Here is a 27,000-nt window from a genome sequence, read left to right as displayed (position 1 = left end):
CGGCCTTGCGCCGCGCGCCAGGATTCCGACAGGACACGATTCATGCGACCATCCCCTTTTGTTTCAGCGATCCAGACCGGCATGCGGCACTCTTCCACCTGGCTGGCCATCGCCGTGACGGCAAGCACGCTGGCCGCCTGCGGCGGCGGTGACGACAGCACGGCAGCCCCCGGCACCCCGCCATCGCCTTACTTGGCCGCCAAGACCGGAGATGTCCTCAAGGTCGGCATCGAACAACTGCACCCCACCCAGGCCGTGGTCGGCTACGACCAGATCTACTACCACCTGGGCCGCAAGCAGCCCGACTTCACGCGCTATGCGCCTTCCGCCGCCGGTTACCTGGGCGACGATGACACCGACAACTATTCCCGCTACCTGTACCGCAGCGAATTCAAACGCGTGGACGATTACTGCGCGGACAACGGCCAGACCGGCGCGGATCCGGCCGCCTACAAGCCGCAGACGGTCCGGTTGATCGACCCTGCCACCTACCGCTGTACTGGCCCCGCACCGGTCGCGGGCTCGGCTGCCGCCACGGCATTGAAAACCGTCGTGATCGGTCCACAGGGCACGCTCTACCTGACGGACGGTCATCACACATTCACGACCCTGAACGAACTGGCCGATGGCGGCCCCAAGCTGCCCGTGTGGGTCCGTGTCGCCGCCAACTTCAGCGACACGACCGACACGTCGGCCTTCTGGAAACGCATGGCCGATGCCGGCTACGCCTGGCTGCGGGATGCGAATGACAAAGTCATCGAACCTGCCGCGCTGCCTTCGCGTGTCGCCTTGTCGGGCTTCCAGGACGACCGCTACCGTTCGCTGGTCTACCTGACGCGCGACCTGGGCTACACCAACGCCAATGTGTCCGAGTTCGCGGAGTTCTATTGGGGCAACTGGCTGCGCAACAATGGCGTCGACCTCGCAGCCTACAACCTGCGCAACCTGGAACGCAGCCGCATCACGGTCACCAATGGCATTGCCGCCGCGCGCTCGGGCGACAGCACCACCAGCTATGTCGCCGCCGTCAGGGACACGGCCTTGCGGATGATCGCCCTCGACGGTACGGCACCGATCGGACCCAACCGCACGGCCGTGCAGCTCGGCAAGCTAGGCCAGCCCGCCACCGCGGGCGCCTGGAACGACCTGCTGGAAGAAGAGGTATGGCGCGCCGACACCAACAGTTCCAATCGCTACCGCACGGCCGGCAAGGCCTGGTACGCGGTCAAGTACCGGCAGTGCGGAGGTCCGGCTTCGACGCAGCCGGCGTGCTGGTTGCTGCCGGTCAATTGAAAACGACATAGGACGACACAGGCCACCTGCAGGCGTCCTGACACCGGCGTTCCGGTCCGCAACAAAAAAGGCCGCGGTGTTTCCACCGCGGCCCCATGCATGCTCAGCGACTCCCGAGCATCACCCGAACGTCATCACGCCATTGCCGGCATCCGATCCAGCAACTTGTCCAGCGTGATCGGATACTCGCGCACCCGGATGCCCGTCGCGTTATAGATCGCGTTGGCCACCGCGGCGCCGACACCGCAGATGCCCAGCTCGCCCACGCCCTTGGCCTTCATGGGGGACGACATGGGATCGGTCTCGTCCAGGAAAATCACGTCCTGATGCGGAATGTCGGCGTGCACCGGCACTTCATAGCCAGCCAGGTCGTGATTCACGAAGAAGCCGCGGCGCGTGTCCACGGCCAGCTCTTCCATCAGCGCCGCGCCGGCACCCATCGTCATCGCACCGATCACCTGGCTGCGCGCCGACTTGGGGTTGATGATGCGGCCCGCCGCGCACACGGCCAGCATGCGCCGGATGCGGACTTCGGCGGTGGCCATATCCACACCCACTTCGACGTAGTGCGCACCGAACGTGGACTGCTGCATCTTCTTGCTCAGGTCGCCGAATTCGATCTTGTCTTCGGCAACGATGTCCGCGCTGCGGGCCGCGGCGGCCAGCGACTGGCTGCGGCCGCCGGCGCGGACCTGGCCATCGGTGAACTCGGCCGTGGCCGGGTCCAGGCCCAGCTTGCGCGCCACGGCTTCGCGCAGCTTGACGCACGCGGCGTACACGCCTGCGGTCGAGCTGTTGGCGCCCCACTGGCCGCCCGAGCCGGCGGACACCGGAAAGCTGGAGTCCCCCAGCCGCACCATGACCTTGTCGAGCGGCAAGCCCATCATTTCGGCCGCCGTCTGCGCGATGATGGTGTAGGAGCCCGTGCCGATGTCGGTCATGTCGGTTTCAACGGTGACGATGCCGCGCTTGTCCAGCCGAACGCGTGCGCCCGATGTCATCGTCAGGTTGTTGCGGAAGGCCGACGCCACGCCCATGCCGACCAGCCAGCGGCCATCACGCAGCGTGGCGGGTTTGGCGCTGCGTTTGCTCCAGCCGAACTGCTCGGCGCCGATGCGCATGCATTCCTTGAACTGCCGTTGCGAGAACGGCCGCTTCGGGTCTTCGGGATCGACCTGCGTATCGTTCAGGACACGGAAGGCCACCGGGTCCATGCCGACCTTTTCGGCCATTTCATCGATCGCGATTTCCAGGGCCATCAGGCCGGGCGCTTCGCCTGGGGCGCGCATGGCGTTGCCTTCGGGCAGGTCCAGCAAGGCCAGGCGCGTCTGCGTCATGCGGTCGGCGCCGGCATACAGCAGGCGTGTCTGTTGCACGGCTTCTTCGGGCGATCCGCCTTCCAGGTTGCCCGACCAGGTCTCATGACCGATGGCGGTGATCTTGCCGTCCGGCGTCGTGCCGATGCGGATGCGCTGGATGGTGGCGGGGCGATGCGTCGTGTTGTTGCCCATCAAGGGGCGCGTCAGGGCGACCTTGACCGGACGCTTGACGGCACGCGCGCCCAGTGCGGCCAGGATGGCATCGGCGCGCACGAACAGCTTGCCGCCAAAGCCGCCGCCAATGTAGGGCGAGATCAGGCGCACGTCTTCCTTTTTCAGGCCCAGGGTCTTGGCCACGTCGCCGGCGCCCCACGCGATCATCTGGTTGGACGTGTACACGGTCAGCTTGCTGCCTTGCCAGACGGCGATCGACGCATGCGGTTCCATCATCGCGTGCGAGTGATCGGGCGTGTGATACGTGGCGTCGAGCTTGACGGGCGCCGCATCGAAGGCCGACGCAAAGTTGCCGACCGCCGTGTCAGGCTTCTCGCTTTGTTTGGGCGAGGGCTTGGTCGCCGACGCCTTTTCGGCTTCCAGGTCGAACTTGCCGGCTGACGCGGCGTAGTCGACCTGGATCAGGTAGGCCGCGGCGCGGGCTTGTTCGAAGGTCTCGGCTACCACCAGGGCAATTGCCTGGTGGTAGTGATCGACTTCAGGTCCGCCCAGCAGCTTGGCGACGTTGTAGTCGCCCTTTTCCAGCTTGCCCGCGTTGTCGGCGGTAATGATCGTCAGCACGCCCGGCGCCGCCTTGGCAGCGGCCAGGTCCATGCGCGTGATGCGGCCTTTCGCGATGCCGGCGCCCACCACGTAGCCATAGGCCTGGTTGCGCATGCTGTCGTGCCACTCGTAGGCGTACGGGGCGCTGCCGGTGGTCTTGAAAGGGCCGTCGATGCGGTCGGTGGGTTTGCCCACGACCTTCAATTGGTCGATGGGGTTGATAGTCGCGGGAGTATCGAATTTCATGGTCAGACCCTCGCTTCCGTCAGCACGGATTGCAGCGTGCGTTCGACCAGCTTCAGTTTGAAAGTGTTGTCTTGCGTCGGGCGCGCATTGGCGAACAGTTGCGCGGCCACGGCTTGCGCGCCTTGCGGCATCTGCGCATCGGCGGCGTCCACGCGCCAGGGCTTGGGGGCCACGCCGCCCACGGCAACGCGGCCGGAGCCGTCACGCTGCACGATGGCGCCCACCGAAATCAGTGCAAACGCATAGGAAGCGCGGTCGCGCACCTTGCGATAGACCTGCACGCCGCCCACGGGCTGGGGCAGGGTGACCGACGTAATGAACTCGCCGGCTTCCAGCGCGTTTTCGATGTGCGGCGTGTTGCCCGGAAGCTTGTGGAAGTCAACGATAGGGATGCGGCGTTGCGAACCGTCGGGCTTGACGGTGTCCACCACGGCGTCCAGCGCGCGCATGGCAATGGCCATGTCGCTGGGGTGTGTGGCGATGCAGGCGTCGCTGGTGCCGACCACACCTAGCTGGCGGGTGACGCCACCGATGGCCGAACAGCCGCTGCCGGGCTGGCGTTTGTTGCAGGCCTGGTTGGTGTCATAGAAGTAGGGGCAGCGCGTGCGTTGCAGCAGGTTGCCGGCCGTGGTGGCCTTGTTGCGCAACTGGCCCGACGCACCCGCCAGCAGGGCGCGCGACAGCAGCGCATAGTCGCGGCGCACGCGGTCGTTCGCAGCCAGGTCGGTATTGCGGACCAGGGCGCCAATGCGCAGGCCGCCTTCCGGCGTCGCGCTGATCTCGTCAAGGCCAAGGCGATTCACGTCGATCAGGTGCACCGGCGTTTCGATCTGCAGCTTCATCAGATCGAGCAGGTTGGTGCCGCCCGCAATGAACTTGGCGCCCGGTGTGGCGGCGGCCGCCGCCGCGGCAGCAGCGGGCGAGGTGGCGCGTTCGTAGGTGAAGGCTTTCATGCGGCGCTCCCTGCGACGTCGCTCATCGCATCGACAATGTTCGAATAGGCGCCGCACCGGCAGATGTTGCCGCTCATGCGTTCACGCATCTCATCGGCGCTCAGCAAGGGGCGCGCATTCAGATCAGCAGTTACGTGGCTGGGAATGCCGCGCTTCATTTCGTCCAGCACCGACACGGCCGAACAGATCTGGCCAGGCGTGCAGTAACCGCACTGGTAGCCGTCGTGTTTGACGAAGGCGGCCTGCATCGGGTGCATCTTGCCCGGCGTGCCCAGGCCTTCGATCGTCGTGACCTCGTCGCCGTCATGCATGACCGCCAGCGTCAGGCACGAATTGATGCGCTGACCGTTGACGATGACCGTACAGGCGCCGCATTGGCCATGGTCGCACCCCTTCTTGGTGCCGGTCAGCATCAGGTGTTCGCGCAGCGCGTCGAGCAGCGACGTGCGCGTTTCGACCTTCAACGTGCGGGCCTTGCCGTTGACCTTGAGCGAGACAGACGCGGGTACGGGCGCGCCATTCGTGGCTGAACCCGGCGCCGCGGCAGGGCGCACGTTGGCGCCCGTGGCCTGTGCATGGCCAGTCAGCGGCAGGCCGACCGCCGCGGCAGACGCGGCGCCGGCAATCAGCACGTTGCGCCGGCCGGTGTTCAGGTCGTCGATTTTTTCCATGGGGAAATCCTTTGTTGTTCGTGATGAACGAGCGGCTCCGCAAGCCGTCGTTCCTTAAGGGCCGCGAGGCGACACATGCGGGCGTAGACACGCAGCGGTATCCCACGCTGGCGATGCATCCATCCTAACTGTCGCGCACGCATTTGATTAGGTAGCCGGAAGTGCATGGGACTATGAAGCGGTTTCATGAAACCAAAGGTGCGAAAGGGCGGCATTGAACGGGATGCACCCGTGCACCTGCTAGCGTAGAGCCAATGCTGGCGCGGCCTCCAGGCCTGACGCCAGGCTGAGCGTTTGGTTACCAGCCAGCGCATGAGATTTCGGTGACATGGTCCCGCGCACGAACTTTGCGACAGATCGTGCATCAATGGCGCTTGCACGGGCGCCATTCAACGCACTTCATTGAGGAAGACGTGGAAGACATTCGAGACATTCTGGCGCTCGATGCAGGCTTTGTAGAAATGTTTACGCGGGGCACCGTGATCTATTGGGCGCTGTTCATCCTGCTGCGCCTGGCCGGGAGGCGCGATGTCGGATCGATGGGCGTCGCCGACTTCCTGGTGCTCGTTCTGGTGGCCGATGCCGCTGGCAACGCCATGGCGGGCGAGTCGACGTCGGTGGGCGACGGCGTCATCGTTGTCGCCACCATCGTCGGGTGGAGCGTGTTCGTGGATCGGATGGGATACCGCTCACCCATGCTGCGCAAGTGGCTGGAGCCCGGGCGGGTGCTGCTGGTCAGGAATGGCCGGATCGTGGCGCGGGGCATGCGCCAGGAACACGTCACGCGCACCGAACTGATGGCGCAATTGCGGCTGCTCGGCATCGGCCGGCTCGATGAAGTGCAGCGCGCGTATATCGAATCGAATGGGCAGGTCAGCGTGGTGCGGATGTCGGAGCGCACCGATGGCGAGACGTCGACACTCGAGGAATAAGGAGCGGTGTCAACGGATTGCTGGATGCAATCAACGATTTGCTGGACGCAAGCAACGAGCGGGTGGACGGGTGCAACGACCTGGCGGACAGCGGCATCGTCTGGGCCATGCCCTACAAGGTAAGGACCTCGCCGAACACCTCGCGCGTCACTTTCAAGAAACCCTCGGCGGCGGGGGACAAGGTCCGGCCCCGCGTATTGACGTACGAGATATCCATGGGCACGCGCGGTGATGACAGGCGGCATCGCCACAGATTGTCGTGCTGGGTCTTGGCGACCAACGACGACGCCCAGATCGTCACGCCCAGGCCGCCCGCCGTCATCCACAACGCGGACGACAGGAAATTCACTTCGTGGCCGATGATCAGGCGCACGCCGGCATGGTCGGCCGCCGCGTCCAGCTTGCGGCGCATGCCATAGCCCAGGCCCGTCCGCACGGCGATCAGGGGTGGGGCGCCACGTCGGCCCAGGTGACGTCTTCGCGGCCGGCCAGCGGGTGGTCGTCGGCGCACACCAGGCACAGGTGATCGTGCAGCAGGGGCACGAGTTCGAGTTGGGGATCATGGGCCTCGGGCGTGCCGATGCCGAAGTCGACATGGTCGGCCGCCACGCGCGACAGGAATTGATCGGGCGCGCAGTCGTCCAGGATGATCTTGACGTCGGGGTAGACGGCGCTGAAGCGCCGCACCACGGCCGGCATCAGCACCGCCGCCACGGTCGCGGTCACGACGATATGGACCCGGCCGCGCCGCAGGTCGCTCAAGGCCTCGAAGTGGCTGCCAAGACTGGCCACGTCCTGCAGGATGCGTTCGGCAACGGCAATGGTGTCGTGCGCCGCCTGGGTCGGCGTCAAGGCCCGCGACGTGCGATCGAACAAGGCCAGGTTCAACGTGGCTTCGATCTGGCGCAGCATGGTGCTGACAGCCGACTCGGTCACCGACAGCCGGGTGGCGGCCAGGCTCAGCTTGCCGGACCGATAGACGGCCACGAAGGCACGGAGTTGCTTGAGGCTCAGCTGGCTTTCTATCGACATTGAAGCTTTTTTGTAGGGTGCTGCAGTTTTTTCGATTGGAATCGATTGTGGCTGGCGGTTCAATGGGCGCATTCCCGGGGCACGGCGTGGCTCTCCTTCCGCCTGACGCGTCCGGCCCCCGAGCATTCCGCACCCTGCCATTCAGCACGCAGAACATCCGCCTGCTCATTACCTGGAAACGTCCGATGAAAGCCGAGAACCCCATGTACATCCGCCCGGACGCCGTCTCGTCGTCCATCAGCGCCGAGGAATGGCAGACCCGGGTCGACCTGGCTGCCTGTTACCGCCTTCACGCGCATTACGGGTGGACCGACCTGATCTACACCCATATCTCGGCCCGCGTGCCGGGCGCCGAAGAACACTTCCTGCTCAATCCCTTCAGGCTGATGTTCGACGAGATCACGGCGTCCAACCTGGTCAAGATCGACCTGGACGGCAACGTGGTCAGCCCGACGCCGCACCCGATCCACCGCGCCGGCTTCGTGATCCACAGCGCCATCCACGGCGGCCGGCCCGATGCCCAGTGCGTGATCCACGCCCACACCCGCGCCGGCATGGCCGTGTCCGCCATGGAGTGCGGACTGCTGCCGCTCACGCAACACGCCATGCTCTTCCACGGCAAGATCGGCTATCACGACAGCGAAGGTCTGGCCAACCAGCTGGGCGAGCGCGAACGCCTGGTGCGGGACATCGGCGACAAGCCGGTCATGATCCTGCGCAACCACGGCACGCTGGTGGCGGGAAAGACGATCGGGCAGGCCTTTGCCATGATGTGGCACCTGGAAATGGCGATGCAGGCCCAGGTCGATGCGCTGGCCAGCGGCCAGAAGCTGACCTATGGATCGCCCGAACTGGCGACCCGTATCGCCAGCAACAGCTTCCGGGAACCCGGACAGCCGCGCGCCGACGGCTCGATCAGCCCGCTCGGCCACATGGAATGGCCCGCGCTGCTGCGGCGGATGGACCGGCTGGACCCGTCGTTCCGGCAGTAGGCGCGACGGTTGCAGACCGCAACTGACGGGGGCGCAACGCAACGTCTGCAACGCACGACCCACAGCGCGGCACCCCTGCGGCGGGACGGCTCGCCGCGACGAAGCATAACGAGGCCAGACCACTGGCCCGTCTAGGAGACACGCATGTTTACTACCTTCGATGCTCTGGCCCGTCTGGGGGCCCGGACGTCGGCTGCCGCGACATTGGTGCCGACAAGCCTCTTGACCATTCTGGCTGCCACTGTGCTCACGGCGGCGACGATCGCACCGTCGCCCGTCGCGGCACAGACCTGGCCGGACCGCCCCATCCGCATCATCATCCCCTTCGCGCCGGGCGGCGGGGCCGATGGGGTGGCGCGCCTGCTGGCGGTGCAACTGGAAAAAGACCTGGGCCAGGCCGTGGTCGTCGAATCCAAGGCGGGTGGCAACACCGTCATCGCGGCGCAGACCGTGGCGCGGGCCGCGCCCGATGGCTACACCTTGCTGATGACCGGTGGGTCCACCATGTCGCTGCTGCCGCTCACGGCCAGCACGCCACTGCCGTACGACCCCTTCAAGGATTTCTCGCCCATCGGCATGCTGTCCAAGGGGCCTTACCTGGTGGCCGTGTCGTCGTCACTGGGCGCCGACACCCTGGCCGACGTACTGACCCTGGCCCGCACCAAGCCGGGCGCGGTGGCGTATGCGTCGAACGGTATCGGGGCCTCTGCCCATATCGGCATGGAATTGCTGGCCCAGCGCGCCGGCGTGCAAATGACCCATGTCCCGTACAAAGGCTTCGCGCCCGCATTGGGCGACGTCGTGTCGGGCCGCACCCCCTGACGATGATCGACCTGGCCACGCTTGGCGGTTTCGCCAAATCGGGACGCATCAAAATCCTTGCGTCGACCGCCGCACAGCGCTCGCCCATGTTTCCCGAGGTGCCCACCGTGGCCGAGCTGGGGTATCCCGGCTACGAGGTGGAAACCTGGTTTGCGCTGTATGCGCCGGCGCGCACGCCATCCCCCGTGGTCACCAGGCTGGGAGAGCTCTCTGCCAAATGGCTGGCCACGCCCGAGGCCAAGGCCGCCCTGGCGGCCCTGGGCCAGGAGGCCACCGCCTCGTCACCCGTGGCTGTGACCCAGCGCATCGTGGCCGAACAGAAGGCCTACGCGCCCCTAGTAACCGCCGCCAACATCAAGACGGATTGAGGCGTCGATGACACCGTCGCAGACTCTCTTGATCGTCAACGCCGACGCGGCGTACTACGCGGCGCAATTGATGGAGGAACTGGCGCAGCCCGTGGAGGAGGCCGCCGGTCCAGCCGTCACCGTGCTTGCCGCCACCCCCGGCCAGCCGTTGCCTGACGGCGCCGAATCGGCCACCGCCGTCATGGGCTTTGCCAGCGCGCTGACCCCCGGCTTGATTGCCCAGTTGCCGCGGCTGCGCTGGCTGCATGCGCTGTCATCGGGCGTCGATGGCATCGTGTCGTTGCCCAACCTGCCGGCGGGACTGGTCATGACGTCCTCGCACGGCGTGCACGGTCCGGCCGTGTCCGAGCTGACCTTGATGCTGATGTTGGCGCTGGCCCGCGACTTCCCGTCCCTGATCGACAACCAGCGCGCCCACGTGTGGAAACGGCGGCCGCAGCCCCTGCTGCATGGCAAGACCGTGGTCATTCTTGGCACCGGCCTGATCGCCCGCGCGCTCGCCACCCGTTGCCGGGCGCTGGGCATGCGCACCGTCGCCGTGACCGCGACCGTGCGCGACGTGCCGGAATTCGACGCGGTGCTTCCCCGAACCGCCTTGCTCGACGGCGCGGCGCAGGCCGACACACTGGTGGCCCTGGCGCCGCTCGACGACACGACACGAGGCATGGTGGACGCGTCCGTTTTCGCGGCCATGAAGCCGGGCGCTTTCTTCATCAACGTGGCCCGGGCCGGTTTGTGCGACACGGCCGCGCTGGTCGACGCCCTGACCGAAGGGCGGCTGGCGGGCGCCGCGCTGGACGTGTTCGACCGGGAACCCTTGCCCGCCGACGATCCTTTATGGGACGTGCCCCGCCTGCTCATCACTCCTCACCTGGGCGGTGAATCCGACCGGTACGCCGACCAGGTGCTGCCCATCATCGTCCACAACACCCGGTGCGCGCTGCGCGGGGAATGGGACGCCATGCGCAACCGGATCGCCTTGCCGCGTTGAACTCGACAGCGGGCGCTTACCTGGCGCGCACCCGCGCATCGCCCGCCCGCAACCCCGAGTTCCGGCTGATCGCGCCAAAAGGGTAAACTCCTCGGTCTTTGACCCGGGTTTTATGGTGCAAGAACCGCCACGGCGCACGGGTTTCGGCGGCCCGAAGCTGATTCGTCTGCTGGCCCGCCTGACCGACGCCGACGTGCCCGCCAGTCCGTTGTCGCCACCCGATAAGCTGGGTGGCTGGCTTGCCTGGACCGACGCAATTGCCCTGTCGGGCGCCCTGAGCGGGGCGCCGGTCGCGGCAACGCCCGTGCTTCCCGCCGCTTACAGCGCCGAGGAGCGCGAATGCGCGCGCGTAAAAACCGCGCTCGAAAACGCCATTACTGGCAAAAGCGCGGCGTCGGCACGGGCCCAAGCAGGCCCGCGCGGCCAGCGCCGGGCGGTGGTGCAGCCCGAGGTCCAGGCGGCCGAACTCGTCCAGTACGCGACGCATCGCCAGCGCTATTCGACGCTTCAGCAGACCATGGAGACGAATATCGGCGGCCTGCGCCGTCGTCTGCGGGGCGTGCTGGCTGCCGCGTCGCCTGCCTTGAACCGGCTGGCGGTGGTGGACGCGGCCATGGAGCAGGCGTTGGGCACGCGCGAGCGTACCTTGCTTGCCGGTATTCCCGGGCTGCTCGAACCGCATTTCGACCGCGTGCGGCGGGCGGGGCAGGTTGCGGCCGGCCCGGAAGCGGACGCGGCGCCAGAGATGGCACCGGACGGGGAAAGCGTGGCCGAGGCGGGCGCAGCCCCACGTTCCGGCCCGAAAAAGGCTGTCGACAAGCCGATGTTTAGCGTCGGTCCCTGGCTGGAGGTGTTCCGCCAGGATATGCAGAGCGTGTTGCTCGCCGAATTGGAAATCCGTTTAGAACCGATCGAAGCGCTGCTGGAGGCGCTTCGGGGCGGTTGACCAGGACGTCATGACCCGATTTATTCCGTATGTAGTGTTCGTAGTGGGCCTGGCGGTAGCAGGCTGGATCGGTGCCGGTTACCTGACCGCCAACCCCCTGGCGCTGGCCGTCACGCTGTTGATCGTTGCCGTCTATCTATTGGGCGCGCTCGAGCTGTACCGCTATCAGATGGCCACCGGCACCCTGACGCGGGCGATTGCCGGACTCAAGGAAGCGCCCGGCCGCCTGGGCGACTGGATCGACACCGTGCATCCTACCTTGCGCCATGCCGTACGGCTGCGGGTCGAAGGCGAGCGCACCGGGCTGCCGGCGCCCACACTGACGCCGTATCTGGTCGGTCTGCTGGTGCTGCTGGGCATGCTCGGCACCTTCCTGGGCATGGTCGCCACGTTGCGCGGCACTGGCGTTGCGCTGGAAAGTTCAACCGATCTGGAAGCCATCCGCGCGTCGCTGGCCGAACCGGTCAAGGGCCTCGGCTTTGCGTTCGGCACGTCGGTGGCCGGTGTCGCCACGTCGGCCATGCTGGGCCTGATCGCCGCGCTGTGCCGCCGTGAACGCATCCAGGCCGCGCGGTCGCTGGACGGGCTGCTTGCCGGATCGCTGCGCGCCTTTTCGCTTACGCATCAACGAGAAGAAAGCTTCAAGCTGCTGCAACGGCAGGCGGACCTGATGCCGACTGTGGTCGACCGGCTTGAAGCCATGATGACGACCATTACGCAGCAGACGCAGGCGTTGAACGATCGCCTGGTCGCGCAGCAGGATGTCTTTCATGGCAAGGCGGATGCCGCCTACACCCGCCTGGCCGCGTCCGTCGAACAGAGCCTGAAAGACAGTGTCGTCGAAGGCGTCCGGTCCGCCGGCGCGGCCATCCAGCCCGCGGTCGAAGCCACCATGGCCAGCGTCGCTCGCGAAACGGCAGTGCTGCATGACACCGTAACGCAGGCCGTTCAGCGCCAGCTGGATGGGCTGTCGGCCCGATTCGAAGCGTCAACGGCCACCGTGGCGGACATCTGGAAGGGGGCCGTGGCCGACCAACGCCAGGCCGGTGAAGCGCTGACGGCCGACTTGCGCCAGTCGCTGGAAGGTTTCGCGGGCACATTCGAAAGCCGGTCGTCGCAGTTGATGGATCAGGTTGCCACCCGCATGGACGGCGTGGCCGATACCGTGTCGGCCAGGTGGGAAACCGTGCTGGCGCATCAGTCGGCCGCCAGCCGGAAACTTGCGGAAGACAACCAGTTGGCGCTGACCGCCGCGTCGGCCGGCTTTGCGCAGCAGGCAGCGACGTTGGTCAGCACGCTGAGCACCTCGCACGATCAGTTGCGGACCGAACTCGCGACGCAGGACGCACAGCGCCTGTCCACGTGGACCGGGGCGCTCGGCACGCTGGCTGGGTCCTTGCGCGAAGAATGGAAGGACGTGGGCGCGGCGTCGGCAGGCCATCAGCAGCAGATCTGCGATGCGCTGGCCGACACGGCGCGCACCATCGCTGCCCAGACGCAGGCGCATGCGACCGCCACCCTGGCCGAGATCGACCGCCTGGTACAGGCCGCCGCCGATGCGCCCAAGGCCGCGTTGGCATTGCAGGCCGAACTGGCCGAGCAGGACGCGCAACGGTTGACGGCCTGGACCACCTCGTTGGCCGAGATGGCCACCACGCTGCGCGCCGAATGGCAGCAGGCCGGGTCGGTCACCGCCACCCGCCAGCAGGACATTGTCGATGCCCTGGCCTCTGCCGCGCGCGACATGACCCAGGAAGCCCGTGCCCACAGCCAGTCCACCCTGGCTGAAATCGAACGCCTGGTGCAAGTGGCCGCCGCCGCACCCAATGCCGCCGCGGCCCTGCAGGCCGATCTGGCGGCGCAGGACCAGCAGCGCCTGGCCGCCTGGACCGCATCGCTGGCCGAGATGGCGACCACGCTGCGCGAAGAATGGCAGCAGGCCGGCACGCACACCACCGATCGCCAGCAGGCCATGTACGACGCGATTGCGACGACCGCGCGCGACATGGCCGAACAGACGCAGGCCCACGCCAGCAAAACGCTTGAAGAAATCAACCGCCTGGTCGACGTGGCCGCAGCCGCCCCGCAGGCGGCGGCTGCCTTGCAAGCCGAGCTGGCGTCCCAGGACCAGCAGCGCCTGGCCGCCTGGACTGCCTCGCTGGCCGAGATGGCCAACACCCTGCGCGCAGAGTGGCAGCAGGCCGGCACGCACACCACCGATCGTCAGCAGGCCATGTACGACGCGATCACGCAGACCACGCGTGACATGACCGAGGAGGCCAAGGCCCACGCCAGCACCACGCTGGCCGAGATCGATCGCCTGGTGCAGGTTGCGGCGGAAGCGCCGAAGGCCGCCGCTGCCTTGCAGGCCGAACTGGCCGCGCAGGACCAGCAGCGCCTTTCGGCCTGGACCGCATCGTTGGCCGAAATAGCCAACACGTTGCGCGAAGAATGGCAGCAGGCTGGCACGCACACCACCGATCGCCAGCAGGCCATGTACGACGCGATCACGCAGACCACGCGTGACATGACCGAGGAGGCCAAGGCCCACGCCAGCACCACGCTGGCCGAGATCGATCGCCTGGTACAGGTTGCGGCCGAAGCCCCCAAGGCTGCCGCGGCCTTGCAGGCCGAACTGGCCGCGCAAGACCAGCAGCGCTTGTCTGCCTGGACCGGATCGCTGACCGACATGGTCACCACGCTGCGCCAGGAATGGGCGCAGGCCGGCGATCAGGTCACCCGTCAGCAGCGCGAGATCTGCGACGCTTTGGCGCAGACCGCGCGCGACATCACCGCCGACACCCAGGCCCACGCCAGCCAGACAATCGCCGAAATGGCCCGACTGGTGCAGGCGGCGTCCGAAGCGCCCAAGGCTGCGGCCGATGTGATTACCGAGGTTCGCCAGAAGCTGTCCGACAGCATGGCCCGCGACAATGTCATGCTCGAAGAACGCAGCCGCCTGCTCGAAACCCTGGGCACACTGCTTGACGCCGTCAACCATGCATCCACGGAACAGCGGACAGCAGTCGATGCCCTGGTAACGACCTCGTCCGACATGCTGGAACGGGTCGGCAGCCGTTTCACGCAACAGGTCGAAAGCGAGACCGGCAAGCTGACCGAAGTCGCCGCCCAAGTCACTGGCAGCGCCCTCGAAGTCGCCAGCCTGGGCGAAGCTTTCGGCACCGCTGTCCAATTGTTCAGTCAATCGAACGAATCGCTGGTGGGCAATCTGCAGCGCCTGGAAGCCGCGCTGGAAAAGACCACCACGCGCAGCGACGAACAGCTTGCCTACTACGTGGCTCAGGCTCGCGAAGTCATCGACCTCAGCATGCTCGCGCAAAAGCAGATTGTTGACGATCTCCAGCAATTGGCCGGCCAGCGTGGCGGGGCAGCGGCGATATGAACGACGACATCGACGCTGGCGTCGACAGCAGCGTTCCGGTCTGGGCCGTCTTTGGCGATCTGATGTCCGTCATGCTCGGCGCCTTCGTGCTGGTGCTGGTCGGCGTGATCGGCGTGCAACTGGAACTGTCGGCGCGGCTGGAACAAGAAGTCAAACAGCGCCAGGAAGAAACGCAGCGCCGCGAAGCCCTCGAACAGGCGCTTGCCGGTCCGCTGGCGGCTGGGCGAGTCACGCTTGTGAACGGCCGCATCGGCATCAGCGGCAGTGTGCTGTTCCCGATCAACTCCGCCCAGCTGCAGGCCGAAGGCCGCGAGGTCCTGCGCACGCTGATCGCTCCCTTGTCGATCTATCTGCAGGCGCGTCAGGAGGTGTTGATGGTCAGCGGCTTTACCGACGATCAGCAGGTCAAGGAGACCAATCGCCGGTTCGCCGACAATTGGGAACTGTCTGCGCAACGCGCATTGACGGTGACCCGCGCGCTGATCGAAGAAGGCATCGCGCCGTCGTTGGTGTTTGCGGCGGCGTTCGGATCCGAACAGCCCGTCACGGCAAATACCGACGAAGCCAGCCGCGCCAAGAATCGCCGCGTGGAAATCGCGCCCATCCGCAAACCGGCGGCCGATGCGGCCAAGCCGCGTGAGTGAAGGGGCGTAGGCATGAGCGAGCGCCAGGGATGACGGTGGAGCCGGATGCTCGGGCAGACGTTGCGCCCGTACTCGATATGGCGTCGCAGCTTGCCGAGTGGCGAGCGCGCGGCGCCGACCGTATCGACCCGGTGCGTTTCCACCTGATCGACGCACTGGCACGGAAGGCCGCAGGGCAGAGCGGTGCGGCCCGGCGCGTGCTGGATGCGCGGCTGGGCGACCTGATTGCGGCGTATGAAAATAAGTTTGAGCAGGCTGGCGTTGGCACTGCGGCGGCTGATCGTGCCGCGCCGGCCCGTACAGCGGAGCCCGCATCGGAATCCGCACCCGCGTCCACGCCTATACCTGCGCACGCACCTGCACCCGTACCTGCACCTGAGCCAGCCCGCGCCCGCGCAACGCGCCCATTGGTGGACCTTCTCAACTATATCCACAAGCAGACGGCGGAATCGGACGCGCACCGCACCTTGCGCAAGGTGGCGCTGCAACGCGCCACCTACCCTGAACTGCCCGAGATCGACTACTTCCGCGATGCGCTATCCAAGGTCAGCACCAATCGGCAGGTGCGCCAGTCCCTGGAACGCGTGCCGGAAAACGCCGGCCCGCTCAACTCCAATCACCTCGTGCACCGGTCACTGCTGATGATGCGCGAGCTGTCGCCCGGCTATCTGCGGCACTTCCTGGCCTATGTCGATGGGCTGTCGTGGATGGAACAGGTCAATGCCTTCGGGATGCCGATGGGCAAGGACGCCGTGAAGCCTGGCGCGGCCAGAAAGACCAGTCGGGCGAAAGCGAAATAACAGGCAACAGCCGCGGCAGCCCTCGGACTGCAAGCGGGATTACGCGCCCTGCAGTTCGCTCCCAGCGCCCTGCAATCCTCGCGTCCCCCGTTCACTCCGCCGGCCGGATCCTTTCCCCACTCCCCACACTGCCAGCCGCTGCCGTCAGCAACACTGCGCTGCCCACAAACGTCGCGGTAATCGACACCCCATCCAGCAGCAGCCCACCCAGTCCGCCGCCCAGCATGATCGCCAACTGAATCGCCGCGACCATCAGTCCGCCGCCGCTTTCCGGCTCGTCCGCCACACCCTTGGACAGCCAGGTCGACCAGCACACCGGGATCGCCGAATTCAAGGTGCCCCATGCAACCATCAGTACACCGACGGCCCATAACCAGTGGCCGACGGCCAGCATGGCCAACGTTACCGCGGCCAGGGCCAGGGGCAGCCAGCGCATCAGCGCGTACAAGTGTCGGCCGATCAGCATGCTGGCGCCGTACGTTCCCAGAAAACCTGCCGCTCCCAGGCACAACAACAGCAACGACAACTGCGTTACGGTGACGCCGGTCGTGGCTTCCAGGAAGGGCCGGAAATACGTAAAGCTGGAAAAGGCGCCCGCAAAGGTCAGCATTACGCCCAGCATGGCAAAGGCCACATGCGGCCGTTTCAGCAGGCCGAGCACCTTGCGCACGGGGGTAGCCGCCTGCGGGGGCATGGACGGCAGGCTGGCCCATTGCCAGATCAGGTTGACGACCACGAACGGGGCCATGGCCCAGAAGACGCCGCGCCAGCCGATCAGCCCGCCCACGTAGCTGCCGATCGGCGCCGCAAACGCGGCAGCCACGGCGTTGCCCGTATAGAGCAGGCCGAGTGCCTTGGGCACGGCCGCATCAGGCACCAGCCGCATGATGGTTGCGGTCGAAAGCGCCCAGAACCCGCCCACGGTAATGCCCAACAGGGCGCGCGCGGCCATGAACACGGCAAAGTTGGTTGCCGACGCGATCAGCAGCAAGGACGCAAGCATGACGACCGTCAACGCCAGCAACACGTGGCGGCGGTCGAAGCGGCTGGCAATGGTCGCGATGAACAGGCTCGTCACCACAGCAAACAATCCCGACACCGAAATCGCCTGCCCCGCCATGCCCTGTGTGGCATGCAGGTCGGTGGCAATCGGCGTCAGCAGACTGACAGGCATGAACTCGGACGCGATCAGGAGGGCGACGCACATGGCCATCGAGCCTACGGCGGCGGCCCAAGGCGTGGCAGTGGCGACGGCGGAGGGTGAAGACGCAGCGGCCAAGGGCGCAGTCGTCGGTTCAGGCCCCGCGTGATGGGTGGCGGTGGAAGAGGTCATGGAATCAAGGAATGAGGAAGACAGGAAGTGCAGACGGGGACCGGCGTCCGGCAGTGACACAGACCAGCGATGCGCTGCAGTGGCACACAGCAGCGAATCGCTGCGACGACACGCAGCAACGACACTCCGCAACGACTCGCAGCAACGACTTGCAGCAGCCACACGCCGGAGCGACACGCAGCAGCCACACATAGCAACACCACACTGCAGCCGCACGGGGCAACCAAAGGCATCGACTACCGGATCCGCGCGGCGTACGGGGATACCCGTAACGGGGCCTCCATGGTATGCCCGCCGCGCCTTATCCAATCCCTTCCGAATTCGTCGGGCCTATGAACTGCAATCATCAATAGGCAGTTCTGTTCAGCGCGAGATATCATGAAAACCCAATTTTCTTGCCGGATCTGTCATGGCTCGCGCCAAGTTCGACGACCTTCTCGTCTTTTTCGCCGTGGCCCGAGAACGTAGCTTTACCCGAGCGGCGGCCAAGCTCGGCATGACGCAGTCCGCGCTGAGCCATATCGTTCGCGGGCTGGAAGCGCGAATGGGCGTGCGCCTGTTGATCCGCACCACCCGCAGCGTGTCGCCGACCGAAGCGGGCGAACGGTTGTTGCAGAACGTGGCGCCGCGACTGGACGAGGTCGAAGCCGAAATCGCCGCGATCAGCGACCTGGGCGACAAGCCCGCCGGCACCATCCGGATCACTGCTATTGATCACGTGATCGATACGGTGCTGTGGCCCCGCCTGGCGCCCATTCTGCCGGGCTATCCTGACCTTCATGTGGAGATCACGTCGGACTACCGGCTGGTCGACATTGCTGCCGAACGGTATGACATTGGCGTGCGGTTTGGCGACCAGGTCGAGAAGGACATGATTGCCGTGCGCCTGACCGCCGATGTCCGCATGATGATCGTGGGGTCCCCCGATTACTTTGGCGACCGTCCCCTGCCGGCATCCATCGCCGACCTGCACCGGCACAACTGCATCACGTTGCGCCTGTCAGGCAGCGGCGGCGTGTATGCCTGGGAATTGCGTGACAACAGTCGCGACGTCGAAGTTCGGGTGCGCGGCCAATGCAGGTTCAACAGCGCCTATCAGATCCTGAATGCGGCGCTCAGCGGCTGCGGTCTGGCCTTCATCCCCGAAGACCTGGCCGGGCCCGCCGTCAAAGACGGCCGCCTGATCAGCGTGATGGAAGCTTTCTGCCCAAGCTTCCCCGGCCTGCATGCCTACTACCCGAGCCGCAGGCATTCGTCGCGCGCGCTGGCGCTGGTGATCGGCGCGATCCGCCACAAAGGATGATGGTCAGCAGGTGACATTCGACGCAGCAACGCCCGACGCACTGACGTTCAAAGCGTCGATCTTCAAAGCGCCAATGCTTGACGCATTGATCTTGAACGCGGTGACGCGCAAAGCGTTACGGTCAACAAGGGGAGGGGGAAAGACAGGAAGGAAAAGAGATCGCAGTACGTGCGGGAAGATCAAAGTACCTGCGCGAGTCCGGACGACCGGGGACGGCACATGCGCGCCATGGATAGGCGCGCGTGCCGTCCCTGCGCCGATCAGGCGCCGCGGGTGGCGGAACCGCCTTGCTTGCCGCGCTTGCCCGGATTCTTCCGGTGGGTGGTCTTGCCACGGACGACGTCGAGCGTGGCAGCGGTAGCGTGCATGAAGCCGAAGCTGGCGTGGGTCATGGTGCTCTCCTGTTGAAACGCCGGCGAAACGAGAGTGTTCCGACGTGCGAACGACCTCAGTCTACGCGAGTCGGCGCGGCGACATACCCTCGCACCCCCGCCATGCCACGGCCGGAAACCGTTGTAACGCGTGTTCACAGACCCGCCGCAGGGAACGCACAGCCCGTTTGCGCCGATCCATCCCAAGTTGACCCATCCGCAAAACAAGTAAATCGATCCGAATAATCGATTGGCCGAGTCGTGCCGCCCCGCAATAGAGTCTCTGGCAGACCGTTGATAAAGTCCATTATCCGGTTGATCAAAACAACTAGCTGACCCATCAGCGGATCCAGACATCCACGGAGACAACTCATGCGTGCGTCCAAGCCTCGTTCCCCCGGCGGTGGCCGGTCCCGGGCAACTGCCCTTCATCGGCGTCTGCATTCCGGCCTGCGCGCCGGTGTGCTCATCCTGGGCGCGCCGCTGATCGTTGCCGCGTGCGGCGGCGACGACGATGACGCAAATGGCGGCGCCCCGACCCCGCCGGTTGCCATGAGCTGTTCCAGCATGGTCGGCATGGCGCTGCCCGACGCAACGATTACGACAGCAACCGACGTAGCGGCTGGCCCGTTCGTTCCGACCGGCACCGCCAGCTACACCGTCCCGGCCTTCTGCCGCTTGCAAGGCCGATCCACCCCGACCAGCGACTCCCTCATCAACTTCGAAGTGTGGGTCCCCCAGGCGACCGCCTGGAACGGCAAGGTCGTGGTCACCGGCAACGGGGGCTACAGCCCCGCGCTGAGCTACGGCGACATGGTGGCCGCATTGGGCCGCGGCTACGCCACGGTAGGAGGCGACACCGGCCACCAGAGCGCCGATCCCAACGACCTGAAGTTCGGCATCGGCCACCCCGAAAAGATCCGCGATTGGGGCACCCGGTCCATCCATGCGATCACGCAGGCGGCCAAACCGGCGATCACCGCCGTGCAGGGCAAGGCGATCGCGCGGTCTTATTACCAGGGCTGCTCCACCGGCGGCCATCAAGGGTATGCCGAGGTGCAGCGTTATCCCGCCGACTTCGATGGCGTGATCGCGGGTGCGCCCGGCAACAACCGCACCGCGTTGAACGCGGGCTTCATGTGGCAGTTCCTGGCCAATCATGCACAGAACGACAACACCACGCCCATCCTGACCACCGCCAAGATCCAGCTCGTGACCCGCCAGGCCGTGGCCGCCTGCGATGCCAGGGACGGCGTGACGGATGGCGTCATCAGCGATCCGCGCCGGTGTACGCCCGATGTGTTCAATGTCGCCAGCCTGCAATGCACGGGCGCCGACAATGCCAACTGCCTGACCGCGCCGCAAGTCAGCGCCATGCAGAAAATGTATGCGGGCGCGCGCAACCTGCGCACGGGCGAACAGGTCTATCCGGGCTGGCCCGTCGGCAGTGAATCCGGCTGGGCCTCGTACTGGGGCACCACCGAACCCACCCGCGCGGACTACTGGCGCTACTGGGTGTTCAACGATCCGAACTGGAACTGGTGGACCTTCGACTTCGACCAGGGCATGGCCACGGCACGGACGACCGTTGGTCCTCTGGTCGACCAGATCAGCACCGACGTTTCCGCCTTCAAGGCACGCGGCGGCAAGCTGCTGGTCTATAACGGCTGGGCCGATCCCGTCGTCAATCCGATCGACACGATCGCGTATTTCGATCGCTTGGCCCAGGCCCAAGGCTCGGCCGCCCAGGTCGCCAGCTTTGCACGGCTGTTCCTCGTTCCGGGCATGGGTCACTGCGGCGGCGGCACCGGAACGTCCACTGTCGACTGGCTGACCGCGCTCGACAACTGGGTGGAAAGCGGCGTGGCGCCCGAAGCGTTGCCTGCCAGCCGGGTTGCGAATCAGGTCGTCAACCGCACGCGGCCGATCTGCGCCTATCCCAAGGAAGCGAAATATTCGGGCACCGGCAGTATCGACGACGCGGCCAACTTCACCTGCGGTTGAACGCGCCGATCAGGCCGTCCCGAAGACCAGGGCGCGGTGCAACGCCGTGCCTGCCATGACCCCATCCGCCGACGCCCACGTGGCGTTGTGCGGCGCCCGAGCGGCGTCACCGGCCGCGAACACGCCGGGCACCGTCGTCATCTTCATGGCATCGGTGGTGATCATCGGTCCAAACATGCTGTCTTCCAGTTCGCACCCCAGTTGCGCCGCGATGGGGCTGTTCAGGCGGGTCACGGGCGCAAGGTACAACGCTTCGATCGCTACCGTGCGCCCATCGGCAAGCGCCACTCCGCTCAGCGACGGCGCGACGCCTTGCAACGCCCGGATCGGCGCCGGTTCCACCGCGACGCCTCGGGCGGCGAGCAAGGCGCGGCCGTCCGCATCCAGTGCATCGTGTCCGTCCAGGAACAGGGTGGTGGGCCCCCACTCGGCAATCAGCACCGCGTGTTGCGCGGCATGCGCCGACCGCCCGATCACGCCCAAGGCGTTGCCGCCGTATTCGTAGCCATGGCAGTAGGGACAATGCAGCACGCTCTGCCCCCACCGTTCGGCCATCCCGTCGATGGGCGGCAGTTCGTCCGACACGCCGAAGGCCAGCAGCAGCTTGCTGGCTGACCGCTGCACGCCCGACGCCAGGCGCACCGTGAACTGCCCGTCCTGGCCATCGGCGGCGATCGCTTCATCCTGCACGAACGAGACGGTCGGATAGGCCAGCACTTGCGCGCGCGCGCGGTCCAGCATCTCGGCCGGCGTCTGTCCGTCATGGCCGAAGAAGCCATGCGAGGCGGCCGCGAACCGGTTGCGGGGCAGGCCTGTATCGACGATGCAGACCTTGCGGCCCGCGCGTCCAAGTTGAATCGCGGCAGACAGGCCGGCATAGCTGCCGCCCACGATGATGGCGTCATGATGCATGGTGAGGGTCTCCCGGGTTTCCGTGGTGAAGCGCCAGGCGGCGCCCGAAATCGTCGGCCAGCGCCGACAGCGGCACTTGCGCGAAGCGTTCGAGCAGCAGCGCCTCGGCATTCCTGAACGCGTCTTCCAGCGCCGCGTTCACGGCCTGTTCGACCAGACAGCCGGGCGCTTCGGTGCGATGGCCCATGGCGAACGGCTCTGGTGCACCCAAGGCGTCGTACACATCGCGCAAGGTGAGCGCGTTCAGATCGCAGGCCAGTGTCCAGCCCCCGCCGTGTCCCTTTTCCGATCGGACATAGCCCATGTCGCGCAGGCCGGCCATGACCCGGCGCACGACCACGGCGTGCGTGCACATCATCTGCGCCATGGCTTCGGACGTCACGGGCGTGGGGCTTTGGGCCATGTGCAGCAACACGTGCAACACGCCCGACAATCGGCTATCTCGTTTCATGCAACAAATGATATTGCATGAGTTGACGGGGCGTCAAACGCGCTGCGCCTGGCACGCTCCGTCAGCTTTCAGGCGCTGATCATGCGCGTCAGCCATACCGGGTATGGCTGACGACGTATCGACGGGTCCCCCTGTCGCGCCTATGTTTGTCACATGGCGCGGGTGGTCGCGGCCGATGGGGGGTCTCCAGTGAAGACCCTGCCAAGGCCGTGTCCATTACTTCGCCGCGATGACTTCGAGTTCCAGCAGCCAGGCCGGATTCACCAGTCCCGCGATCTGCAGCACCATGCGCGCGGGCCAGGCGCTGTCCTGCCCCGCAAAGAACTCGGCCCATGCAGCGTTGAAACCATCGAAGTCCATGCGGCCGATGTCTGGATCGGCCACCAGGCTGGCACGTACGTGCACCACGTCGCGCATCGACAGGTCCATGCCGGCAAGGATGCCATCCAGGCGCTTGAGCGTGCTCAAGGTCTGGCGGTAGGTATCGCCGTAGGCCGCCCGGCTGTCGGGCGGCGCCGCCGGGTCGATGACGGCGGGCATCTGGCCGCTCAGGTACCAGGTGGTTGCCCCGCTTGGCACACCCACGGCGCGGCTGATGGGCGAGCGGCTGCCGGGTACGGGAACATGGATAAGGGGGCGGGTGGCGGACATCGAAAGTCTCCTGGTACACAGACATTGATCGTTTTACGATTGTACGATTATCATATAAATTAGTCTACGGAGCCTGACGATGCAAGAAGCGTGTGATGTCCTGGATCTGCTGCGTGCCCACCGCAGCGAACGTGCCTTTACCGGTGCGCCGGTGTCCGACGACACGCTGGAACACGTGTTCGATGCCGCGCGCCGTTCGCCCACCTGGAACAACGCGCAGAACGTGTCGTGGGTGGTCGTCCGCCATGCCGAAACGCGGGCCAGGCTCGCCGCGTATTGCGGCAATCAGGCCTGGATCGCCAAGACGCCGGTGTTTGTCGTGCTGCTCATGGACTTCCATAAAACCGCGCTGGCCGCCCGCAAGCAGGGGCGGGATCAGGTGGTACACCACGACGTCAACAGCCTGCTGATCGGGGGCGTGGACACCGGCATCGTCATGGCCACCATGATGACCGCTGCGCGCGCGCTGGGGCTGGACGTCTGTCCAATTGGCGGCGTGCGCCGCCAGATGCAGGACGTGATCGACCTGCTCGAATTGCCGCCCCTGGTGGTCCCGATGGCTGGAATCTGCATGGGCTATGCCGAGACCCGGTCAAGCCTGCCCAAGCCTCGGTTCGACCTGGCGGCCTCCTGGCATGACGAGGTCTACCGCGATCACGCGCTAGCCGACGCCATCGACACGCTGGATGCGCGGATGCACGACTACTCGCGGGCCCTTGGCCGCCCCGATGCGCAGAACTGGTCGGACGCCATCTCGAGCCGGTACGCCGTCCCGACCTACACCACCGTGGCGGCCACGCTGGTCAGGCAAGGCTTCCGTTTTCCCATGCCGACTGCGGAGGACACCGCGCCGAGCCAGTGAATGATGCACCTGCCGCCCGACAAGACCAGGCGTGAGGAGACGCCCCCGCAACGTTTTTCAAAGACTTCGAGGCAATATGGATCGTCGAACAGTATTGAAGGCAATGGGTCTCATGGCGCCAATGCCGTGGGTGGCACCGGCAGTGGCGCAGGACGTCTACCCGTCCCGGCCGATACGGATCGTCGTGCAGTATCCGCCGGGCGGCGTGACCGACGTGGCGGCGCGCCTGGTCGGCGATATCCTGAACCGCAAATACGGCCAGCCCGTCATCATCGAAAACCGTCCGGGGGCCAGCGGCGTCATAGGGCAGCAGTACGTGGCGGGTCTGCCTGCCGACGGCTACACCCTGATCACGGGGGGCCTGGGCGGCAACGTCATCCCGCCGGTCACGGTGCGCAATCTGCCGCTCGACGTTGTGAAGTCCTTCGTGCCGATCGCGCAGGTCGCTGAATTCGTCAACGTGTTGGTGGTGTCCAGCAACTACCCGGCCAGCTCGGTCAAGGAACTGATCGCACGGGCCAAGGCAGCCAAGGCGCCGCTCAGCTATGGCACCAATGGACTGGGATCATCGGCGCACCTGACCAGCGAATTGTTCGGGTCGACCACCGGCGTGGCGCTGATGCATGCGCCCTACAAGGGCAGCAGCGAAGCATTGATCGACACGGCCAATGGCAACCTGGACTTCTGTTTTTCCAACCTGCCGCCGCTGGTGCCGCTGTTGAAGGCTGGCAAGCTCAAGGCGCTGGCGGTGACCAGTCCCTACCGGACCAAACAGCTGCCCGACGTGCCTACGATGGCTGAAGCCGGCGTGGCCGACTTCGCCGTTACCAGCTGGCTGGGCATCTACGGTCCATCCAGAATGCCGGCCGCCCTGGTGGCGCAATTGGGCCGGGACATTGCCGAAGGCCTTGCCCAGCCCGACATGATGGCGCGCATCGAAGCCGCCGGCTTCGAGCCAAGGCCGCAGGACGCGACGGCCTTCCTTGCCACGAACCAAAGCGAACTGGCGCGATGGGACCGGATTGCGCAGCAGTCGCAGGTCGCGTTGGAATTTGGCAAGTAAGGCGCAAGGTCAGTCCTTGCGCCGCGCCGACTCCAGGTAGTCGAGGTCGAACTCCATGCCCCAGCCCGGACCGTCGGGCAGGGTGTAGTAGCCGTCCTCGAAAGGCCGCGCTTTCTGGTTGCCGATCAGTTGATAGAAGAAGGGGTCGCGCCACGGCAGCATGACTTCGGCAAACATGCCGTTGCCGACCCCTGCCGACATCATCAGGCCGATCTGGGGTTCCAGATGCTGCAGCACGCGCACGCCGAACGCCGACGCCATGGCCGCCACCCGGCGCCATTCGGTCGGCCCGCCGCCCCAGCCGGCGTCGAAGTTGCAGATATCGATGGCATTCGCAACCATCAGGTCGCGGCAGCCGAAGCGCGACAGCTCGCTCTGTCCGGCCGCGACCGGCACGCCGCCGATGGCGCGCACCATGGCCATGTCCGACCGGTCATTATCCCAATGGCAGGGTTCTTCGAACCACGCCAGGTCCAGGTCGCGGGTCATCGAAATGAATTGCAGCGCCTGCTGCCGGTTCCACCCCTGATTGGCATCAACGGCCAGGGTGAAGTCGGCGCCGCCGGCCTGGCGTACGGTGCGCGCGCGCTCGGCATCTTCGGCAGGGGTCTTGCCGCCCAGCTTCAACTTCAGACCGTGGATGCCAAAAGCCTTCAGTTCGGCCACTTCGTCGGTCAGGCCTTCCAGGTCGCCCGTCGTGCGGTAGTAGCCGCCCAGGGCCACGACTGGCACGCGCGTTTTGGCGCCGCCCCACAACACATGCAGCGGCACGCCAAGCAGCTTGCCGACGGCGTCATGCAAGGCGGCATCGATGTGCGCCTGCGCGCGCAGCGCCACGCGCCGGTCCCGCAGAAACGGCTCGGTGGCCTTGCGGGTCAGCGCCCACAGGTCTTCGATCGCGGCCACGCGTTGCCCGACCAGCAGCGGTTCGAGTTCGGTGTGGATCAGCTTGATGATGGCAGGCTGCAGTTCCTCGTCATTCCCGACAAAGCATTCGCCGACCACGCCGGCATCGGTATGGATCCGCGTCACGATCGTGCACCGATGCGTCAGCTTCAAGGTCGATCCGGTTGCGGCGCGGTCCAGCTTGACCCGCAACGGAATCGTCTCGATACGGACGATGCGGGCACGGGCAAGCGCGGAAGTGTCGGTGGCAGGTGCAATCATGGACGGTCGCTCTCGGGGCGGGGATGGAGGGAAGAAGACGAAACAGGGGAAGACGGCAGCGGCAGGCGCGCAAAGATCGTGCGCCGCGTGTTGCGGAAATTGGGGCGCACACGGCTGCTCCACGGTGTCGCGGTGACCGCGGTCCAGGCCGCGGTCTGGCGGGCGGACGGATCCACCAGGTCGTAACAGGCGTAGTACCGCGGTGAGCCCTGGGCCGCCACCAGTCGCCGCGACAGGACGTTGCCTTCGACAGCCGCCAGGCCCGGCAGGTGCTCCTGCTCGTACCACGCGTTCATGTCGGCCTCCGCATCGGGTGCAACGTCGGTCTCGACGATGTAATGGAAGGGCGCGGGCTGGCCAGCCGATGCGCCGGGCAGCACGGTTGTTTCGGTCAGTTCGACGGTCTCGGTCGACAGCCCGTCGAACAAGGCGGGATCGATATCGCCCCGATCCAGGATCAGGTACGTGTCGTCGGACTGCGTGGACGCCAGCGCATCCAGAATGGGATTGACGCCCAGCGCGGCCACGAGCCGCTCTGACAATTGGCGCAGCGCATCGGCATCGAGCGCGCGGCCAAGGATTTTGACGAGATGGGTAGAACGGGGCAAGGCAGTCTCCGCAATGAGGCGAGTCGGGCGCAAGGCGGCCGGATGATGCGAATCCTGCGCGCTTTGACCCGGCCGAACAAGCCGAC

Annotated in this window: 26 protein-coding genes; 14 read left to right on the top strand and 12 right to left on the bottom strand. The window is 66.1% G+C overall.

Annotation, left to right across the window (positions count from 1 at the left end; genetic code table 11):
* Window positions 1–42: 42 nt before the first annotated feature.
* Window positions 43–1,293 carry a ParB/Srx family N-terminal domain-containing protein gene (locus tag ACNANG_RS05885; protein ID WP_420226393.1) on the top strand — a complete coding sequence of 417 codons (1,251 nt, stop codon included), beginning with the start codon at window positions 43–45 and terminating at the stop codon, window positions 1,291–1,293.
* Window positions 1,294–1,427: 134 nt separating this feature from the next.
* Here ACNANG_RS05885 and paoC read toward each other — a convergent pair whose 3' ends face one another.
* Genes paoC through paoA form a run of 3 tightly spaced genes read right to left on the bottom strand, consistent with a single transcriptional unit; the run spans window position 1,428 to window position 5,259 of the window.
* Window positions 1,428–3,635, bottom strand: a complete 2,208-nt coding sequence (paoC, locus tag ACNANG_RS05880; protein ID WP_420226392.1) for an aldehyde oxidoreductase molybdenum-binding subunit PaoC — start codon at window positions 3,633–3,635, stop codon at window positions 1,428–1,430.
* A gap of 2 nt (window positions 3,636–3,637) precedes the next feature.
* On the bottom strand, window positions 3,638–4,588 hold the full coding sequence (locus tag ACNANG_RS05875; RefSeq protein WP_420226391.1) for an FAD binding domain-containing protein: 951 nt from the start codon (window positions 4,586–4,588) through the stop codon (window positions 3,638–3,640).
* A complete protein-coding gene (gene paoA / locus ACNANG_RS05870) occupies window positions 4,585–5,259 on the bottom strand; it encodes an aldehyde dehydrogenase iron-sulfur subunit PaoA (protein ID WP_420226390.1) in 675 nt (224 codons plus the stop codon). The genes ACNANG_RS05875 and paoA overlap by 4 nt, the downstream gene beginning before the upstream one ends.
* Before the next feature lie 461 nt (window positions 5,260–5,720).
* Here paoA and ACNANG_RS05865 point away from each other — a divergent pair, with 461 nt between their 5' ends.
* Window positions 5,721–6,191, top strand: coding sequence for a DUF421 domain-containing protein (locus ACNANG_RS05865; protein WP_420227461.1), 471 nt, complete (start codon window positions 5,721–5,723; stop codon window positions 6,189–6,191).
* 112 nt (window positions 6,192–6,303) lie between these two features.
* Here ACNANG_RS05865 and ACNANG_RS05860 read toward each other — a convergent pair whose 3' ends face one another.
* Together ACNANG_RS05860 and ACNANG_RS05855 are read right to left on the bottom strand one after the other, a co-directional pair.
* A complete protein-coding gene (locus ACNANG_RS05860; protein WP_420226389.1) occupies window positions 6,304–6,627 on the bottom strand; it encodes a LysR substrate-binding domain-containing protein in 324 nt (107 codons plus the stop codon).
* A gap of 5 nt (window positions 6,628–6,632) precedes the next feature.
* Window positions 6,633–7,223: a LysR family transcriptional regulator gene (locus ACNANG_RS05855; RefSeq protein ID WP_420226388.1), complete on the bottom strand. Its 591-nt coding sequence runs from the start codon at window positions 7,221–7,223 to the stop codon at window positions 6,633–6,635.
* A gap of 86 nt (window positions 7,224–7,309) precedes the next feature.
* Between ACNANG_RS05855 and ACNANG_RS05850 the strand changes: the two genes are divergently transcribed.
* The 8 genes from ACNANG_RS05850 (at window position 7,310) to ACNANG_RS05815 (ending at window position 16,189) form a co-directional block, all read left to right on the top strand.
* Window positions 7,310–8,215: a class II aldolase/adducin family protein gene (locus ACNANG_RS05850; protein ID WP_420226387.1), complete on the top strand. Its 906-nt coding sequence runs from the start codon at window positions 7,310–7,312 to the stop codon at window positions 8,213–8,215.
* Window positions 8,216–8,359: 144 nt separating this feature from the next.
* Window positions 8,360–9,037: a Bug family tripartite tricarboxylate transporter substrate binding protein gene (locus ACNANG_RS05845; RefSeq protein ID WP_420226386.1), complete on the top strand. Its 678-nt coding sequence runs from the start codon at window positions 8,360–8,362 to the stop codon at window positions 9,035–9,037.
* A 2-nt stretch (window positions 9,038–9,039) separates the two neighbouring features.
* Window positions 9,040–9,405: a Bug family tripartite tricarboxylate transporter substrate binding protein gene (locus ACNANG_RS05840; RefSeq protein WP_420226385.1), complete on the top strand. Its 366-nt coding sequence runs from the start codon at window positions 9,040–9,042 to the stop codon at window positions 9,403–9,405.
* A gap of 7 nt (window positions 9,406–9,412) precedes the next feature.
* Window positions 9,413–10,396, top strand: a complete 984-nt coding sequence (locus ACNANG_RS05835) for a D-2-hydroxyacid dehydrogenase (protein ID WP_420226384.1) — start codon at window positions 9,413–9,415, stop codon at window positions 10,394–10,396.
* A 112-nt stretch (window positions 10,397–10,508) separates the two neighbouring features.
* The gene (locus tag ACNANG_RS05830) at window positions 10,509–11,342 is read left to right on the top strand and encodes a DUF3348 domain-containing protein (RefSeq protein ID WP_420226383.1); all 834 of its coding nucleotides are present in this window, start codon (window positions 10,509–10,511) and stop codon (window positions 11,340–11,342) included.
* A gap of 10 nt (window positions 11,343–11,352) precedes the next feature.
* A complete protein-coding gene (locus ACNANG_RS05825) occupies window positions 11,353–14,745 on the top strand; it encodes a DUF802 domain-containing protein (protein ID WP_420226382.1) in 3,393 nt (1,130 codons plus the stop codon).
* A complete protein-coding gene (locus ACNANG_RS05820) occupies window positions 14,742–15,389 on the top strand; it encodes an OmpA family protein (RefSeq protein WP_420226381.1) in 648 nt (215 codons plus the stop codon). Before ACNANG_RS05825 ends, ACNANG_RS05820 begins: the two co-directional genes overlap by 4 nt.
* 29 nt (window positions 15,390–15,418) lie before the next feature.
* Window positions 15,419–16,189, top strand: a complete 771-nt coding sequence (locus tag ACNANG_RS05815; protein ID WP_420226380.1) for a DUF2894 domain-containing protein — start codon at window positions 15,419–15,421, stop codon at window positions 16,187–16,189.
* A gap of 91 nt (window positions 16,190–16,280) precedes the next feature.
* Here the strand turns inward: ACNANG_RS05815 and ACNANG_RS05810 are convergent, their stop codons facing one another.
* Window positions 16,281–17,396: an MFS transporter gene (locus tag ACNANG_RS05810; protein WP_420226379.1), complete on the bottom strand. Its 1,116-nt coding sequence runs from the start codon at window positions 17,394–17,396 to the stop codon at window positions 16,281–16,283.
* Window positions 17,397–17,931: 535 nt separating this feature from the next.
* Between ACNANG_RS05810 and ACNANG_RS05805 the strand changes: the two genes are divergently transcribed.
* Window positions 17,932–18,825: a LysR family transcriptional regulator gene (locus ACNANG_RS05805; protein WP_420226378.1), complete on the top strand. Its 894-nt coding sequence runs from the start codon at window positions 17,932–17,934 to the stop codon at window positions 18,823–18,825.
* Window positions 18,826–19,085: 260 nt separating this feature from the next.
* Here ACNANG_RS05805 and ACNANG_RS05800 read toward each other — a convergent pair whose 3' ends face one another.
* Window positions 19,086–19,217 carry a hypothetical protein gene (locus ACNANG_RS05800; RefSeq protein WP_420226377.1) on the bottom strand — a complete coding sequence of 44 codons (132 nt, stop codon included), beginning with the start codon at window positions 19,215–19,217 and terminating at the stop codon, window positions 19,086–19,088.
* A gap of 351 nt (window positions 19,218–19,568) precedes the next feature.
* Here ACNANG_RS05800 and ACNANG_RS05795 point away from each other — a divergent pair, with 351 nt between their 5' ends.
* On the top strand, window positions 19,569–21,200 hold the full coding sequence (locus tag ACNANG_RS05795; protein ID WP_420226376.1) for a tannase/feruloyl esterase family alpha/beta hydrolase: 1,632 nt from the start codon (window positions 19,569–19,571) through the stop codon (window positions 21,198–21,200).
* Between the two features lie 9 nt (window positions 21,201–21,209).
* Here the strand turns inward: ACNANG_RS05795 and ACNANG_RS05790 are convergent, their stop codons facing one another.
* The 3 genes from ACNANG_RS05790 to ACNANG_RS05780 form a co-directional block, all read right to left on the bottom strand.
* Entirely contained in the window at window positions 21,210–22,112 is a 903-nt protein-coding gene (locus ACNANG_RS05790; RefSeq protein WP_420226375.1) for an NAD(P)/FAD-dependent oxidoreductase, read from the bottom strand.
* Window positions 22,102–22,563: an Rrf2 family transcriptional regulator gene (locus ACNANG_RS05785; RefSeq protein ID WP_420226374.1), complete on the bottom strand. Its 462-nt coding sequence runs from the start codon at window positions 22,561–22,563 to the stop codon at window positions 22,102–22,104. Before ACNANG_RS05785 ends, ACNANG_RS05790 begins: the two co-directional genes overlap by 11 nt.
* 216 nt (window positions 22,564–22,779) lie before the next feature.
* A complete protein-coding gene (locus ACNANG_RS05780) occupies window positions 22,780–23,214 on the bottom strand; it encodes a Rid family hydrolase (RefSeq protein ID WP_420226373.1) in 435 nt (144 codons plus the stop codon).
* A 79-nt stretch (window positions 23,215–23,293) separates the two neighbouring features.
* Here ACNANG_RS05780 and ACNANG_RS05775 point away from each other — a divergent pair, with 79 nt between their 5' ends.
* Window positions 23,294–24,076 carry a nitroreductase family protein gene (locus ACNANG_RS05775; RefSeq protein WP_420226372.1) on the top strand — a complete coding sequence of 261 codons (783 nt, stop codon included), beginning with the start codon at window positions 23,294–23,296 and terminating at the stop codon, window positions 24,074–24,076.
* 76 nt (window positions 24,077–24,152) lie between these two features.
* Window positions 24,153–25,139: a Bug family tripartite tricarboxylate transporter substrate binding protein gene (locus ACNANG_RS05770; RefSeq protein WP_420226371.1), complete on the top strand. Its 987-nt coding sequence runs from the start codon at window positions 24,153–24,155 to the stop codon at window positions 25,137–25,139.
* 9 nt (window positions 25,140–25,148) lie between these two features.
* Here ACNANG_RS05770 and ACNANG_RS05765 read toward each other — a convergent pair whose 3' ends face one another.
* The gene (locus tag ACNANG_RS05765; RefSeq protein WP_420226370.1) at window positions 25,149–26,306 is read right to left on the bottom strand and encodes a mandelate racemase/muconate lactonizing enzyme family protein; all 1,158 of its coding nucleotides are present in this window, start codon (window positions 26,304–26,306) and stop codon (window positions 25,149–25,151) included.
* Window positions 26,303–26,914, bottom strand: a complete 612-nt coding sequence (locus ACNANG_RS05760; protein WP_420226369.1) for a hypothetical protein — start codon at window positions 26,912–26,914, stop codon at window positions 26,303–26,305. Before ACNANG_RS05760 ends, ACNANG_RS05765 begins: the two co-directional genes overlap by 4 nt.
* Window positions 26,915–27,000 lie beyond the last annotated feature (86 nt).

The organism is Pigmentiphaga litoralis (assembly GCF_048632615.1).
GTDB lineage: Bacteria > Pseudomonadota > Gammaproteobacteria > Burkholderiales > Burkholderiaceae_B > Pigmentiphaga > Pigmentiphaga litoralis_B.
The sequence above is the reverse complement of the archived record's forward strand: the minus strand, read 5'-3'. Positions and strand labels throughout refer to the sequence as shown.